Origin of the sequence: Enterobacter cloacae complex sp. IR5458, assembly GCF_049238025.1 — a bacterium.
GTDB lineage: Bacteria > Pseudomonadota > Gammaproteobacteria > Enterobacterales > Enterobacteriaceae > Enterobacter > Enterobacter kobei.
In genome coordinates this window covers 49,657-65,181 of the sequence record NZ_JBMKIF010000001.1, presented here as the reverse complement: position 1 = coordinate 65,181, position 15,525 = coordinate 49,657, and the positions used below count along the sequence as shown (strand labels likewise).

General features: G+C 54.2%; 15 protein-coding genes. 8 read left to right on the top strand and 7 right to left on the bottom strand.

From position 1 onward, the window contains the following. The first annotated feature begins 175 nt into the window (after nucleotides 1–175). From ACOTYN_RS00340 to ACOTYN_RS00315, 6 genes are all read left to right on the top strand, one after another. Nucleotides 176–886 (top strand): DUF1120 domain-containing protein, encoded by a 711-nt coding sequence (locus tag ACOTYN_RS00340; protein WP_014882464.1) that lies wholly within the window; start codon nucleotides 176–178, stop codon nucleotides 884–886. A gap of 239 nt (nucleotides 887–1,125) precedes the next feature. After that, on the top strand, nucleotides 1,126–1,842 hold the full coding sequence (locus ACOTYN_RS00335; protein ID WP_045269572.1) for a DUF1120 domain-containing protein: 717 nt from the start codon (nucleotides 1,126–1,128) through the stop codon (nucleotides 1,840–1,842). A 69-nt stretch (nucleotides 1,843–1,911) separates the two neighbouring features. Then, nucleotides 1,912–2,613 carry a fimbria/pilus chaperone family protein gene (locus ACOTYN_RS00330; protein ID WP_023332040.1) on the top strand — a complete coding sequence of 234 codons (702 nt, stop codon included), beginning with the start codon at nucleotides 1,912–1,914 and terminating at the stop codon, nucleotides 2,611–2,613. Nucleotides 2,614–2,658: 45 nt separating this feature from the next. Continuing rightward, on the top strand, nucleotides 2,659–5,049 hold the full coding sequence (locus tag ACOTYN_RS00325; RefSeq protein ID WP_332956165.1) for a fimbrial biogenesis usher protein: 2,391 nt from the start codon (nucleotides 2,659–2,661) through the stop codon (nucleotides 5,047–5,049). Continuing rightward, entirely contained in the window at nucleotides 5,046–5,603 is a 558-nt protein-coding gene (locus tag ACOTYN_RS00320; RefSeq protein WP_058690252.1) for a hypothetical protein, read from the top strand. The genes ACOTYN_RS00325 and ACOTYN_RS00320 overlap by 4 nt, the downstream gene beginning before the upstream one ends. Nucleotides 5,604–5,715: 112 nt before the next feature. Then, nucleotides 5,716–6,420 carry a DUF1120 domain-containing protein gene (locus tag ACOTYN_RS00315; protein ID WP_023332037.1) on the top strand — a complete coding sequence of 235 codons (705 nt, stop codon included), beginning with the start codon at nucleotides 5,716–5,718 and terminating at the stop codon, nucleotides 6,418–6,420. A gap of 42 nt (nucleotides 6,421–6,462) precedes the next feature. On the opposite strand, the gene deoD is transcribed toward ACOTYN_RS00315, so the two are convergent. From deoD to deoC, 4 genes are all read right to left on the bottom strand, one after another. Next, entirely contained in the window at nucleotides 6,463–7,182 is a 720-nt protein-coding gene (deoD, locus tag ACOTYN_RS00310; protein ID WP_014882458.1) for a purine-nucleoside phosphorylase, read from the bottom strand. 103 nt (nucleotides 7,183–7,285) lie between these two features. Next, nucleotides 7,286–8,509, bottom strand: coding sequence for a phosphopentomutase (deoB, locus tag ACOTYN_RS00305; RefSeq protein WP_014882457.1), 1,224 nt, complete (start codon nucleotides 8,507–8,509; stop codon nucleotides 7,286–7,288). A 53-nt stretch (nucleotides 8,510–8,562) separates the two neighbouring features. Further along, nucleotides 8,563–9,885 (bottom strand): thymidine phosphorylase, encoded by a 1,323-nt coding sequence (deoA, locus tag ACOTYN_RS00300; protein WP_023332036.1) that lies wholly within the window; start codon nucleotides 9,883–9,885, stop codon nucleotides 8,563–8,565. Between the two features lie 109 nt (nucleotides 9,886–9,994). Beyond that, a complete protein-coding gene (deoC, locus tag ACOTYN_RS00295; RefSeq protein ID WP_023310320.1) occupies nucleotides 9,995–10,774 on the bottom strand; it encodes a deoxyribose-phosphate aldolase in 780 nt (259 codons plus the stop codon). A 262-nt stretch (nucleotides 10,775–11,036) separates the two neighbouring features. Between deoC and ACOTYN_RS00290 the strand changes: the two genes are divergently transcribed. Both ACOTYN_RS00290 and ACOTYN_RS00285 read left to right on the top strand, forming a co-directional pair. After that, the gene (locus ACOTYN_RS00290; protein WP_332956169.1) at nucleotides 11,037–12,572 is read left to right on the top strand and encodes a YjjI family glycine radical enzyme; all 1,536 of its coding nucleotides are present in this window, start codon (nucleotides 11,037–11,039) and stop codon (nucleotides 12,570–12,572) included. After that, nucleotides 12,547–13,407, top strand: a complete 861-nt coding sequence (locus ACOTYN_RS00285) for a YjjW family glycine radical enzyme activase (protein WP_014882453.1) — start codon at nucleotides 12,547–12,549, stop codon at nucleotides 13,405–13,407. Before ACOTYN_RS00290 ends, ACOTYN_RS00285 begins: the two co-directional genes overlap by 26 nt. On the opposite strand, the gene ACOTYN_RS00280 is transcribed toward ACOTYN_RS00285, so the two are convergent. From ACOTYN_RS00280 to ACOTYN_RS00270, 3 genes are all read right to left on the bottom strand, one after another. Continuing rightward, a complete protein-coding gene (locus ACOTYN_RS00280) occupies nucleotides 13,402–14,184 on the bottom strand; it encodes a TatD family hydrolase (RefSeq protein ID WP_045269577.1) in 783 nt (260 codons plus the stop codon). The two genes, ACOTYN_RS00285 and ACOTYN_RS00280, sit on opposite strands and share 6 nt — an antisense overlap. Further along, the gene (locus ACOTYN_RS00275; RefSeq protein ID WP_045134351.1) at nucleotides 14,181–15,233 is read right to left on the bottom strand and encodes a patatin-like phospholipase family protein; all 1,053 of its coding nucleotides are present in this window, start codon (nucleotides 15,231–15,233) and stop codon (nucleotides 14,181–14,183) included. Before ACOTYN_RS00275 ends, ACOTYN_RS00280 begins: the two co-directional genes overlap by 4 nt. A gap of 120 nt (nucleotides 15,234–15,353) precedes the next feature. Continuing rightward, on the bottom strand, nucleotides 15,354–15,515 hold the full coding sequence (locus ACOTYN_RS00270) for a DUF1328 domain-containing protein (protein ID WP_332956171.1): 162 nt from the start codon (nucleotides 15,513–15,515) through the stop codon (nucleotides 15,354–15,356). Between the last annotated feature and the right edge of the window lie 10 nt (nucleotides 15,516–15,525).

The following is a 15,525-nucleotide window of genomic DNA, read 5'->3' as shown; positions in this document are numbered from 1 at the left end:
GTAAATACAACCGTGAATGTATTTACACATTTTAATAAAACTCAATTCAGAGATTAGAAATACTCATTACAGAAATAACAATAACCATTAATAGAATCCCTGCGCTTGCATTTCAGCAAGTTAATGACTTCACGGAAATTTATACATTTATTTTATTAATGGTTAAGGAATAACAATGAAAAAGCTTCTTCTCGCAACGCTGATTGCGATGACCTCTTCGGCTGCATTCGCCGAAGGCAGCATCGTCATGAAGGTTCAGGGCAAGATGAACCATGCATCCTGTACGCCGGAACTCAGTAACGGCGGATCGATTGATTTTGGCACAATCGCGCTGGACCAGCTTTCTCCAACCCAGACCAACCAGATGGGTCATAAAGATATGTCTCTGACGATCAATTGCCCGTCAGCGACTAAAGTGGCATGGAGTATTGCTGATAACAAAGAAGATTCCAATGCGGCGACCTACCTGAACTCCAGCGAGTTTTACATTCGTGACGCCACAGACAATGGTGGGGACGTTTACGGTTCAGGTACCACCTACGGCGTAGGTACCACCGCTGCTGGCGATAAAATTGGCGCCTATGCAATCAGTACCCGTATCAATGAGATCACCGCTAACGGTGTGCCTGCTCAGGCGATCTTTGCGCCAAACTTCCTCAACAGCAAAGGCGAATATATGTGGCGTAACCTGGCCACCGGTGTGATTGCCAACGGTAACGCCGAGATCATGACCGCTACCAGACCAGGTTATACCGCACCGCTGGCCATCACCAGCGTTGTCTACCCGTTCAAAGTCTCTCTGGCCATTGTTAACACTGACCGTCTGACCACCACAGACGAAGCGCAGCTGAGCGGCGAAACCACCATCACTCTGGTTTATCTCTAACAGATAAAAACGCGTGACTCAACGGCGGATATTTCCGCCGTTTCTGCATAAAACATACGTTCAGAAATGTTTAATCGACATTATAAAATCTCAATACTGTCGTAAGAAAATCTAACTATTTAATGCGTTGATTCGTTAATAGAATCGGCCGCGACTCTTATGCCAGAAATTATCTTTTGGCAAGATTCATTCAAATTAAAAATATCCGAATTATCTCTTTCTATGGTTAAGGAATAACAATGAAAAAGTGCCTTCTCGCCACCGTTATCATGATGGCGGCGACAGCAGTTTATGCCGAACCTACTGCAATGTTAAAAGTTCACGGTACGCTGACCAGCGCAGGCTGCGTTCCTGAAATTAGCAACGGCGGCGTGGCCGATTTTGGCGAAGTGGGTCTGGACTCACTCTCCTCCGGTGTGGCTTATCAGGCTGGGCATAAAGATGTCACTCTGACCATCACATGTCAGTCTGCGACCCGCGTCGGCTGGACAATCAAAGATGACCGCAAAGACTCAAACGCGGGCGCACATAAAACGTCAAGCGAGTTCCATGTGGATAACGCTACCGCGAGCGGCGCGCAGGCATACGGCGATTACCAGCTCAACGGTGTCGGAAAAACCAGCGCTGGCGAAAGTATCGGTGCCTATTCAGTTTCAACTTACATGAACGCGGTCACTGCTGACGGTGCAACCGTTCAGCCTATCGCCGCAGCGATGTATACCGGCGGTACCATCAGCAGCAGAAGCTGGATCAACCTGTGGGCCACCGGCATCCTCACTAACGATGGTACCGACGTCATGACCGTTGCCAAAACCGGCGAACGCGCTCCGCTGGCCTTCACGACGGCGGCCTTCCCTCTGAAGATCGCGCTGGCGATTGCGCCAAGCAAAAATCTGACCCTGACTGACAGGACCGACCTGGACGGTCAGTCCACAATCACGCTGGTTTATCTGTAACCCGCATTCACGACGCTAAACTCCCCGCTCAGGCGGGGAGTTTTAACCCATTGTTCAATATGAATATTCATGGAAAGAATTGTGAAAATTTCTCCTTTGGTCTGCGCTCTTTTTCTCACCCTTCCAGCGACAGTCTATGCTGCAGGCATGGTGCCAGAAACCACACTGCTGATGATTGATGAAGCCAACCACGGCGGTGTCATGAGTGTGAAAAACACGGACTCCATCCCCACCCTGCTTTATACCTCCATTAACGACATCGAGGGGGAGAATGGGGTCAAGCTCAACGTCACTCAGCCGGTTGTACGCCTTGAGCCAGGCCAGGAACAGCAGGTGCGCTTTATTCTTGAAACCAAAGAACCGCTGACCGTTGAACATTATAAACGCGTGATTTTTGAAGGCATTCCGCCTAAAACCAAAGATAAAAACGTTAAAGTCGGTATCAATCTTCGTCAGGATTTACCGGTGTTGATCCATCCTAAAAATCTTCCTGTTGTCACGGATGCATGGAAATTACTGACCTGGTCCGTACAAGAGAAAGAGGTTCAGGTCCGTAATACCTCGCCGTACGTTGTACGTTTTTCCACATCAGTGACGCTACTGCCTTCCCACACCGAGGGAGTGGTTAATAAAACCTTTATCCTGCCGGGTGAGACCATGAAGGTGCAGACAAATACCCCGATCGGTAGCGGCGATAATGCCGTCGAGTTCAACCCTGCCAGTCGCTACGGGATTGAAGTGGACAAGTACACTGCCGCGCTTACACGCTGATATCACAGGGAATTTTTAGTGATACCGCGCGCTTTGCAAAACACGATGCGTCGAATAGCAGTGGCGGTCGCTTTTCTGCCGTCGTCGGCGCTGTATGCATCCGATCTGGATTTCAATACCGATATACTGGCCTCGCGGGGAATCAGTACTAATCTCGCCCATTACTTCTCTGATGCACAACGCTACCTGCCCGGCCAGCATGCCGTGCAGGTCAAAATTAACGGCGTTGAGAAGGGGAGCCTGGCCATTCGGGTTGGAGAAGAGGGGCAGCTTTGCATTGATGATGACTTCACCCGTGCAGCTGGCCTACTGCCATTGAATATCGGCGAAAAAGAGAAATGTCATAACCTGCTGAAAGATTACCCTTCCGCGACGGTAACGCTTCTACCGAATACCGAATCACTGGAGATTTTCGTTCCCGCAGAGGCAATGGACACTGGATTTTATGCCGCGAAATATTACTCGCACGGCGGTGTTGCGGGCTTAATCAACTATAGCGCCTTCAGTAACATTAACGAGTACGGCTCGGGCGGGAGCAGCCGTTATGCCCAGGGAAATTTGGGGGCAGGCATTAACCTTGCGAACTGGACGCTGCGCAGCAATTTCATTTTGACGGATGACAACGGGACTCGCAGCACAGAGAACCTGTACACATACGCTGAACACGTTTTTGAAGAGCGGAAAATGCGGGCGCAGGTTGGGCAGATCAACGTCAATTCGGCCCTGTTTAGCGGCGCGCAAATCACCGGCGTTCAGCTAATGCCTGAAACCGGCCTTCAGCCTAATATCCAGGCCACTGAGGTGTCGGGAATTGCCCGGACGAATCAGGCCCGCGTTGAAGTTCGCCAGTCGGGACAGCTGATCTACTCTTCCCTGGTCAACGCAGGCCCTTTCTCCCTGACGGACGTGCCCCTGGTGCGCGGAAATGTCGATCTTGACGTCAGCGTGGTGGAAACGGACGGTTCGACAACGCAATTTACCGTTCCCTCTTCCGCCCTCAATATACAGGGAAGTAATCGTGCCGAAGGGTTAAACCTCTCTCTCGGACGGGTTCGCGACAGCGGGGATGAGTCAAGTACGCCCTGGGTATTTACGCTCTCTGACGGAACGATGCTGAACACGCGCATGTCCGCCGTAGCCGCCGGCGTATTGGCAGAAAAATATCAGGCTACCGGTGCCAAACTCGACGTTTCTATCAACGAAAACTGGGCGATCTCACCGAGCTTTTTACTGAGCCAGTCCCACTTTTACGATCGACTGAAAGGCAGCAAGGCTGAACTTAGCAGCAATATCTTACTGCCCGCCCAGCTGACGATGGGGGTAAGTGCGTCCCAGTTCAGCGGCGGCTTCCGCGAACTCACGGAAGCCATGGATGAAGAGGCGCAGACCTACGAAAATAACTGGAACGCCAGCCTCACCTGGAACAATGAGTACATTGGCGCGATCTCAATGCAATACAGCGTGAATTCCGGTGATGAAAACAGCGGTGATTCACGCTATCTGATGGCTTCCTGGAGTAAAAGTCTCGGGCGTACCTCGCTGTCCGTAAACTGGCAGCATGCCATGAGCAATAGTGATACCCAGAACCAGAGCAGCACCAGCCGCGATGACGATCTGTTTTATGTCAGCCTGATCGTTCCTTTTGGCGAGGATCGCGTCAGTACCTACATGCGCGCTCAGGGGGAAAAACAAAATTATGGCGTTCAGGAAAGCGGCTCTATCGGTCAAAACCTTAACTACAACGTCTCTGCAGACCGCGATAATCAGGATAAGAGTAACGCCTTTAACGGCAATATCACCACCAATCTTCACTATACGCAGCTCGGTTTATCCGCTGGCCTGAATGACGGCAATCAGCATAACTACAGCGCATCCTTAAACGGTGGCGTAGCGCTGCATGGTCATGGCATGACGTTTTCGCCCTATCCGGTAAAAGAGACATTCGGCATCGCCCGGTTAAGCGAACCGGAAAGCGGTATTGAAATCACCACCCCCGATGGAACCGTCTGGACAGATCGCTGGGGACAGGCCGTGGTTCCCGGACTTCGGGAATGGCAAAAATCGCAAATAGTGATTAATGCCAGCTCGTTACCACAGGGAATGGATTTATCAAACGGTATTCAGACCGTCTCCGCCGCGTATGGCTCTTTTGCGCTGATCGATTTCAACGTGCTGAATACGCGTCGCGTCATGCTGGACGTCAAGCGAGTCAACGGGTCATGGCTGGAAAAAGGGCTGAGCGTGGTGGATCAGGACGGTAACTATATTGTCAGCGTAATGGATAACGGCAGCGTATTTATTCCCGATGCGTCGGATACGCCTGCGCTTTATGTGGTGGACGACGATTTAACCAAACTCTGCCAGATCGCTTACACCCTGAAAGACGAAAAAGATAAAGACGCCTATTACGAAAAAGCAGAAGGAGTTTGCCAGTGAAAATAGTTAACGCAGTGCTCATCGGTGCAGCATCACTTTTTTCGTCTTATGTCGTGGCCGAAGCGTGTCAAATTACGCTGTCGCAACCGAACGTCTCCTTTGGCAGATTCAAACAGGATGACATTATCGCCTCGCGTAAAAACTGGAACCGCATGCCGGGCAAAGAGGTCACCGCCACGGTTTTTTGCCCGCAGCCAAGGGTGATGGCGCTTTTTCTGCAATCCACGTCCGGCAGCAACGGGGGCGTTCTGTTTGGTCAGAAGAGCCGACTGGCGCTGGTTGCCAGCAATATTCTGGTCGATGGTCATCACTATAATCTGGTCAGGACCTCTGACCGGGTATTGTTCACCTCTGCGGAAACCCCCAAGGAAAAAGTCTTTCTGAGGAATAATGACGGCATCCTTGCATATCAAAATGGCCTGCCGGTGCGTGGCAAACAAATGAGTGTGACGATAAAAATTATACCTGTCATTAATGACGTTCAGCTGCGCGGCATTTCCGATAATACCGAGCTGGAAAGCGCACTCGCCTGGGAGCTATTAACGACAGAGTAACGCATTCACCGCCGAATAGATTATTCGGGTGAAGAGAAAAGAAGAAAAATAAAGGCAAAACACGTGGATTCGTCCATTTATTTTAACGATATATCTATGTTAAGGAATAACCATGAAAAAGAGTCTCCTTGCCGCTGCGCTGGCGCTGACAGCGACCTGTGCTCATGCGGGAGATACGGCAGTGCTGAAAGTGAAAGCCTCACTGACCAGCAACTCCTGTACGCCGGAACTCAGCAACGATGGCGTGATTGACTTCGGTACCGTTCAGGTTGGCGATCTCTCGCAAACCCAGACCACGCAGTTAGGTGAAAAGGGTCTGACGCTGACTATCACCTGCCCTACCCCTACCAAAGTGGGCTGGAGTATTGCCGACAACCGTACGGATTCGAACGCCAGCACCGGAACCGACTCAAACCTGAAGGTGCAGAACGCCACGTCAAACGGCGGCGAACTGCGCGGCAGCATGACGACCTTTGGCCTTGGCAAAACGCACGATGGCAAGAATATCGGTGCCTATTCCATCTATACCAGCACGGGTGAAGTGACGGCAAACGGGGCGACGGTTGAACCGATTCGTACGGCAGTCACTGCTGGTGTGGGCATGAGTCGCTGGCAAAAAGCCAATGGTGGCACTATCGCCAATAAGGATCTGGGCTTAATGAGCGTCGCCTCTGCGGGCAAAACGGCTCCGATGGCGGTGACCAGCGTCTCTTTCCCGCTGAACATCTCGCTGGCAGTGGAAAACCTGAAGAAACTGTCTCTGACAGAAGATACCGAGTTTGATGGTCAGGCCACCATCAGCGTGGTGTACCTGTAAGTCACAGAAACCGGGCGGCTTTCGCCGCCCGGCAGCACAACATTACTCTTTATCGCCCAGCAGAACGGATTCCAGCGCGATTTTGATCATGTCGTTGAAGGTGGTCTGACGTTCAGCAGCGGTCGTCTGCTCGTGGGTACGGATATGGTCAGAGACGGTGCAGATGGTCAGCGCTTTCGCACCGAATTCTGCCGCTACGCCGTAGATACCCGCCGCTTCCATCTCCACGCCGAGGATGCCGTACTTCTCCATCACGTCGAACATTTCACCGTCCGGGGAGTAGAACAGGTCGGCAGAGAAGAGGTTGCCTACGCGCGCGTCAACGCCCAGCGCTTTGGCCGCGTCCACCGCGTTACGCACCATGTCGAAGTCAGCAATCGCCGCGAAGTCATGATCCTTAAAGCGAATACGGTTCACTTTAGAATCTGTGCATGCGCCCATGCCGATAACCACATCACGCAGCTTAACATCCATGCGCACCGCGCCGCAGGATCCCACGCGGATGATTTTCTTCACGCCGAAATCAGTGATCAGCTCTTTGGTGTAGATAGAGCAGGATGGGATACCCATACCGTGGCCCATCACGGAGATTTTGCGGCCTTTATAGGTACCGGTGAAACCCAGCATGCCGCGCACGTTGTTCACTTCACGCACGTCTTCGAGGAAAGTTTCTGCAATGTGCTTCGCGCGCAGCGGGTCGCCCGGCATCAATACGACGTCAGCGAAATCACCCATTTCTGCGTTAATGTGAGGAGTTGCCATCTTCAGTTCCTTTTACATTGTTGTTTTTGCCGGGTGGCGGCTACGCCTTACCCGGCCTACAAAACCGTAGGCCCGGTAAGCGAAGCGCCACCGGGCAATGACCTCAGAACATAGCCTTGCCATATTCCATGTCGGACGTACCAAAGTACTTCGCGAGGGTCTGGCCGATGTCTGCGAAGGTTTCACGGTGTCCCAGTGAACCTGGTTTGACTTTCGGTCCGTACACCAGCACCGGAATGTGCTCACGGGTGTGGTCGGTACCGGTCCAGGTTGGGTCACAGCCGTGGTCGGCGGTCAGGATCAGAATGTCATCTTCACCCACCAGCTCCATCAGCTCTGGCAGACGGCGGTCGAACAGTTCCAGACCGGCAGCATAGCCCGCGACGTCACGACGGTGCCCCCAGGAAGAGTCGAAGTCCACGAAGTTGGTGAAGACAATGGTCTTATCGCCCGCTTCTTTCATCTCTTTGATGGTGGCATCGAACAGCGCATCCAGACCGGTGGCTTTCACTTTTTTGGTGATGCCGCAGTTAGCGTAGATGTCTGCGATTTTACCCACGGACACCACGTGACCGTCTTTCTCGTCGACCAGTTTCTGCAGCACGGTAGGAGCCGGTGGCTCAACGGCCAGGTCGTGACGGTTACCGGTACGCTGGAAGTTACCTGCTTTATCGCCGATAAACGGACGGGCGATAACGCGACCAATGTTGTAGCCGCCTTCGGTCAGCTCTTCACGGGCGATTTCACACAGCTCGTAGAGTTTATCCAGGCCAAACGTCTCTTCGTGGCAGGCAATCTGGAAAACGGAGTCAGCGGAGGTGTAGAAAATCGGCTTGCCGGTTTTCATGTGCTCTTCGCCAAGCTGGTCCAGAATCACGGTGCCGGAAGAGTGGCAGTTACCGAGGTAGCCCGGCAGGTTGGCACGCTTCACCAGCTTATCGAGCAGCTCCTGCGGGAAGCTGTTCTCGTGATCGGAGAAATAACCCCAGTCGAAGAGGACCGGCACACCGGCGATTTCCCAGTGGCCAGACGGGGTATCTTTACCGGAAGAGAGCTCGTGAGCCCAGGCGTAGGCGCCCACCACTTCCGCGTTGCCGTCCATACCGGCTGCGATTTTACCGGTAGAACCTTCATGCGCTTTCACCAGACCGAGGCGGGTCAGGTTTGGCAGGGTCAGAGGGCCTTTACGACCGTTGTCCGCTTCGCCTTTCGCACAGGCTTCCGCGATGTGACCCATGGTATCGGAACCCACGTCACCAAAACGTTCTGCATCTTCGGTTGCGCCGATGCCGAATGAGTCCAGCACCATAATAAATGCACGTTTCATAATTGTTCTCCGTACGTAGTGCTTCATAAAAATTCGATCAGATCAGTATACCGCTATTCGGTGATACGGCGATAGACCGAAGGTGAGCTTTCTGGCGCTTTATCAGCAAGCGTAATGGCCGCTTTCACCGCCTTCGCCGCGTCCTGCCAGCTGGCTTCGTCTTTGGCGTGGATCACCGCCAGCGGACGTTGGCCATCAACGCTGTCGCCCAGACGGGCCATATCGGTAAAGCCGACGCTGTAATCAATGGTGTCTGACGCCTGACGACGACCGCCGCCCATCGAGACCACCGCCATACCCAGCGCACGGGTGTCCATTGCTGAGACAAAGCCCTCGCTGTCGGCATATACGGCTTTGCTGAGCGTCGCGGTTGGCAGGTATTTGGCGTAATTCTCAACGAAGTCGGTCGGGCCTTTTTGTGCGGCGACCATACGGCCAAAGATCTCTGCCGCTTTGCCGTTGTCCAGCACGGCCTGCAGTTTCGCGCGGGCTTCCGCCTCGTCTTTCGCCAGCTTGCCGGAGATCAGCATCTCTACACACAGCGCCATGGTCACGTCGAACAGGCGCGGGTTGCGGTATTCCCCCGTCAGGAACTGGACGGCTTCACGCACTTCGACCGCGTTACCGGCGCTGGAGGCCAGTACCTGGTTCATGTCAGTGAGCAGCGCGGTGGTGCGCACGCCTGCGCCGTTGGAGACGCCAACGATCGCTTCGGCGAGCTGGGCAGAAAGTTCATAGGTCGGCATAAAGGCACCGCTGCCCACCTTCACGTCCATCACCAGCGCGTCCAGCCCTTCTGCCAGCTTTTTCGCCAGAATAGAGGCGGTGATCAACGGAATGGAGTCAACGGTGGCGGTGATGTCGCGGGTCGCGTAGAAACGCTTGTCTGCCGGGGCAAGAGAGCTGGTCTGGCCGATAATTGCCACACCCACGTCTTTAATAATGTCGCGGAAGCGGTTGTCATCCGGGAAGATATCGAAGCCCGGAATGGCTTCCAGTTTGTCGAGCGTACCGCCGGTGTGGCCCAGACCGCGCCCGGAAATCATCGGGATGTAACCGCCACAGGCGGCCACCATAGGGCCCAGCATCAGGGAGGTCACGTCACCCACACCGCCGGTGGAGTGTTTGTCCACAATCGGGCCGTTAAGGTTAAGGCTTTTCCAGTCCAGAACGGTTCCTGAATCTCGCATCGCCATGGTCAGCGACACGCGCTCGGGCATCGACATATCGTGGAAGAAAATGGTCATCGCCAGAGCCGCAATCTGCCCTTCAGAGACGGTGTTATCACGAATGCCATTGATAAAGAAGCGGATCTCTTCGTCGCTTAATGCATGACCATCACGTTTTTTACGAATAATTTCTTGTGCGAGAAACACGGTAACCTCCATGCGGAATCGGGGGAATTGTGGCGGGTGGCGCTACGCTTACCCGCCCTACGACCCTGTAGGCCGGATAAGCAAAGCGTCATCCGGCATTGTCTGGCAATCAGTAGCTGCTTGCGCTCTTACCGTCGCCATGACCCAGCGCTTTCAGCAGGCTTGCCAGCAGGCTGGACGCACCGAAGCGGTAGTGACGGGAATCGGCCCAGTCGGCGCCGAACAGCTCGTCGGCAATCGCCAGGAACTGCTGCGCGTCTTCGGCAGTACGCACGCCGCCCGCAGGTTTGAAACCAACGGTTTTGGACACGCCCATATCGCGAATGACTTCCATCATGATGCGCGCGCTTTCCGGGGTCGCATTCACCGGTACTTTACCGGTGGAGGTTTTAATGAAATCCGCACCGGCTTTGATGGAGATTTCAGACGCTTTACGAATAAGCGCTTCTTCTTTCAGCTCGCCGGTTTCGATGATCACTTTCAGCAGCACGTTTGCCGCCGCGCACGCGTCTTTACAGGCTTTCACCAGGTCGAAGCCAACCTGCTCGTTACCGGCGATCAGCGCGCGGTACGGGAATACCACGTCAACTTCGTCTGCACCGTAAGCAATGGCCGCGCGGGTTTCTGCCAGCGCAATCTCGATATCGTCGTTGCCGTGCGGGAAGTTAGTTACGGTTGCAATGCGCACATCCGGCGTGCCCTGCTCTTTCAGCGTTTTGCGGGCAATCGGAATAAAGCGCGGGTAGATACAGATGGCTGCGGTGTTACCCACTGGCGTTTTCGCCTGATGGCACAGGGCGATGACTTTCTCATTGGTGTCGTCATCGTTCAGGGTAGTCAGGTCCATCAGTTTCAACGCGCGCAGGCTGCTTGCAGTTAAATCGGTCATAACATTCTCCAACGGCAGTGCCGTATCAATTTTACCTTGCGGGTCTGTGAGTATTTTAACATCCACCCGCATCCACACTTCGACATTCATCACAGTTAATGAAAACTGCGTACAAATTTGCATTACTGTAATGAGATCTTCTTCAAACTTTAGCGCACTTATTGCTGACTAAAGCCGCGATACCCCCTGTGGGATCAAAAGCCCCAACAGGCTGGCTTTCTACAATTTGTTCATCATCAGCAGAACACTCAAGGAAGCGAACATGCCAGATACCCTGCAACAACGTTGCCAGCACATTGTGACAAGTCCGGTGTTAACCCCGGAACAAAAACGTCATTTTCTGGCGCTGGAAGCGGAAATCAACCTGCCTTATCCGACGCTTCCTGAAGCCGCCCGCGCCGCGCTGGACGAGGGATTTATCTGCGACATGTTCGAAGGCCATGCGCCTTACAAACCGCGCTACGTCCTGCCGGATTATGAAAAATTCCTGGCTAACGGTTCTGAATGGCTGGAGCTGGAAGGGGCAAAGGATCTGGATGATGCCCTCTCGCTATTAACCATTCTCTACCATCATGTTCCTTCAGTGACATCTATGCCGGTCTATCTGGGGCAGCTTGATGCGATACTGAATCCATATGTTAGAATTCTAACACAAGAAGAAATCGATAGCCGAATAAAACGTTTCTGGCGCTATCTCGACAGAACGCTCCCTGATGCGTTTATGCACGCAAACATCGGGCCCGCTGACGGCCCCATCATCCGCGCCATTCTACGTGCAGATGCAGAGCTTAAGCAGGTCGCGCCGAATCTGACCTTTATTTACGATCCTGAAATCACCCCGGACGATTTGCTGCTTGAGGTGGCAAGAAACATTTGCGAATGCAGTAAACCGCATATTTCAAACGGCCCCGTGAATGATAAAATTTTCACAAAAGGCCGTTTTGGCGTGGTGAGCTGTTACAACTCCCTGCCGCTGGCTGGCGGTGGCAGCACCCTGGTGCGCCTTAACCTCAAAGCCATTGCGGAGCACAGCACCTCCGTTGACGACTTCTTCAACCGTACGCTTCCGCACTACTGTCAGCAGCAAATCGCCATCATTGATGCCCGCTGTGATTTTCTCTATCAACAATCAGGCTTCTTTGAGAATAGCTTCCTGGTAAAAGAGGGGCTGATTGATGCCGGGCGTTTTGTGCCGATGTTTGGCATGTACGGCCTGGCGGAAGCGGTAAACACGCTCTGTGAGAAGGACGGAATCAACGGTCGCTATGGCAAAGACGGGCAGGCTAACGCGCTGGGCTATCGCATCAGCGAACAGCTTGCGGCGTTTGTAGAAAACACGCCTGTGAAGCACGGCTGGAAACAGCGCGCCATGCTCCATGCGCAGTCGGGCATCAGCTCTGATTCAGGCACCACGCCAGGCGCGCGTCTGCCTTATGGTGACGAACCGGATCCCATCAGCCATCTGCTGGCCGTTGCGCCACACCACAGACACTATCACTCCGGTATCAGCGATATTTTAACGCTCGATGAGACGGTAAAACGCAACCCACAGGCGATAGTGCAGCTTTGTCTGGGCGCGTTCAGGGCCGGTATGCGGGAGTTCACTGCCAACGTTGCGGGTAACGATCTGGTCCGCGTGACGGGCTACATGGTGCGCCTGTCGGACCTGGAAAAATTCCGCGAAGCCGGTTCGCGCACCAATACGACCTGGCTTGGCGAAGAAGCCGCACGCAATACCCGCATCCTGGAACGTCAGCCGCGCGTGATAAGCTATGAACAACAGATGCGCTTTAGTTAGTCAGGTCATTCCTTTTTCCTGCGTGGACGGGCCGGGCAGTCGCCTGGCCCTGTTCCTGCAGGGCTGCAACCTGCGCTGTAAAACCTGCCACAACCCATGGACCATCGGGCGCTGCAACGACTGCGGCGACTGCGTGCCCCACTGCCCTCATGATGCACTCAACATTCAGGCCGGACGCGTATGGTGGCAGGAGAGTCATTGCCAGCAGTGTGATACCTGCCTTCATCTTTGCCCGCAGCAGTCCACGCCCATGGCGCACCGCCTGAGCGTGGAGGAGATCCTCACGCAGATCCGAAAAGCTGCCCCCTTTATTGAGGGCGTTACCGTCAGCGGCGGCGAGGCCACAACACAGCTGCCGTTTTTAATCGCCCTTTTTAGCGCAATCAAAACCGATCCTGAACTGCAGCATTTAACCTGCCTGGTGGACAGCAACGGGCTGCTAAGCGAAACCGGCTGGGAGAAACTGCTGCCGGTACTGGATGGGGCGATGCTGGATCTCAAGGCATGGGGAAACGCGCATCACCGTTTCCTGACCGGGCGCGAAAACCCGCTGATTAAACAGAGCATTCGCTGGCTTGCCGATCGCCACCGTTTGACGGAACTGCGCTTGCTGGTTATCCCGGAGCAGTGCGATTATCTGGAACATCTTAAGCCGCTGACCACGTTTATCCGCGGGCTTGGGAATGTTCCGGTGCGTATTAACGCGTTTCATGCGCATGGGGTTTACGGTGAGGCGGCGTCATGGCGCAGCGCCACGCCGGAGGACATTGAACCGCTGGCGCAGGCACTGGAAAAACAGAAGATAACGGTGATTCGTCCGGCACTTTACCTATAGCGTGATGCCAAATACCGCACGCGTATTTTCCAGTAACGCATCGGCAATCACCTCTTCAGGCTCCGTTCGCAGCTCACATAGGGTGGTAAACACGCGCGCCGCCTGCTCCGGACGATTCGGCTGGCCCTGAAAACCACTCAGCGGCATATCCGGGGCATCCGTTTCCAGTAGCAGCGCAGAGAGTGGCAACTGTGCCATCACATCGCGGGTTTTACTGGCACGCGGATAGGTAATGGTGCCCCCCACGCCAATTTTATAGCCCAGCTCGATAAAACGCTGCGCCTGCTGCAGGCTGCCGGAAAAACCGTGCACCACGCCGCTACGCGGTAGATCGATGCGTTTCAGGTGCATCGCCAGCTTATCGTGCGTGCGTCTTGAATGGAGGATCACCGGCAGGTCGTGACGCTTAGCCAGCCGAAGCTGCGCGTCGAGGATCGTCTGCTGGCGTTCAAACTGAGGATCCTCACGATAGAGATCGAGCCCGATCTCGCCGATAGCGACAAGTTTGTCTCCTGCGGTCTGCAGGGCTTCATCAAGTGCCTCAATATGCTCATCAAGGTGGCGCTCAATCACTATCGGATGCAGGCCGAGCGCAGCATAGAGAGCGGGGTAACGCGTGGAGAGCGTCAGCACACGCGAAAAATCAGCCGCTTCTACCGACGGTACAACGATCGCCTGAACGCCTGCCTCAGCGGCTTTCGCAATACTTTGCGCCTCATTTCCCGTAAACGGCGGAAAATCAAAGTGGCAGTGGGTATCAACAAAGCGGTGCGTCACGCCAGATCCTCGTTATCTAATAAAGCGTCATTCGCCTGTGGAATGTCCACCAGCGGCATCGTCAGGGCGTCGTTGGCGACAATTGCAGGGGGCGTAATGATGGGTTTATGCCGATGCAGAGGCGGTTGCTCCGCCAGCATCTTACCGACCGTCGCCAGGAAGTAGCGTCCGCACAGCCGCCCCGTTTTGTAATCCATGCGCAGCGCAGGGACGCGGCTGCCCAGCGCCATGCTGATCAATGGCTTAGGAGGATAGATTTCGAAAATTCGCAGCTTACCCGGCGGTTTTTCAATGAAACGCTGCATCGCGCCGTAGGTGGTTTCATGCTGCTTCGCGATGTTCACCAGCGGTTGCAGGCTGCTGTCACCCAACCAGCGCTCCATCCGCTTAAACCACTGCGGTGTATAGTACATTTGCGACGGCACGGTACGGATCACCACGATCGTTTTCGCACCGCGACGGGCGGCTTCCTGCACCGGTACCGCGTCACTGATCCCGCCGTCCAGATAGCTGATGCCGTCCAGCAGGGCGCCGGTACGATAAAAACCGGGAATGGCGCTGGAGGCGCGGATGATGTCCAGCCAGTTCTCCTTCTGCGGAGAGAAATAGCCCGGGGAATAGTCATCCCCCCGACTGGCGCACATCCAAAACTCTTTTCCGCTATCAAACAGACGGGCCGCCGTGTCCATTGCCAGCGGCATCTGGCTGGAGGTCGACTCCAGCAGCCAGTCGAGATCGATCAGGTTGCCGCCGCGCACAAAGCGCACCGGGTTAAAAAATTCTTTCGCCGTGGTGTAGCGCATAATCACTTTTCGCGCGTAGCCAGGCTGGTTGCAGACATAGGCTGAGAGATTCTGCGCCCCGGCAGACGTGCCAAAGTAGAGATCAAACGGGTTGAACTGCGCGCGCATAAACTCATCCAGCACGCCAGCGGTGAAAATGCCGCGCTGCCCACCGCCCTCACAGACCAGTGCGAGTTGACCCGCGCGAAACGGTTTTAACGTCAGCGGCGCAATATTGCCGAGCGTAACGGGAATTCGTTGCCCCACCTCTGCTTTCCTGTTTTGATTATTTTATAACACCACAGTAACGCACCCGACCTGTAACGCAAATAAGAAAAAGCCAGTCGCAGTGACTGGCTTTATTTTGTTGATGGAATATTGCGTTTGCTATGGACGTCGACGCCCTGTAAACAGGCTGACCAGGAACAGAATAATACCCACAACAAAGACAATTTTAGCTGCCCATGACGCTGTACCTGCCAGTCCACCAAAGCCCAATGCGGCGGCAATTAACGCGATAACCAGAAATATAATGCCCCAACGAAACATAAGCTTCTCC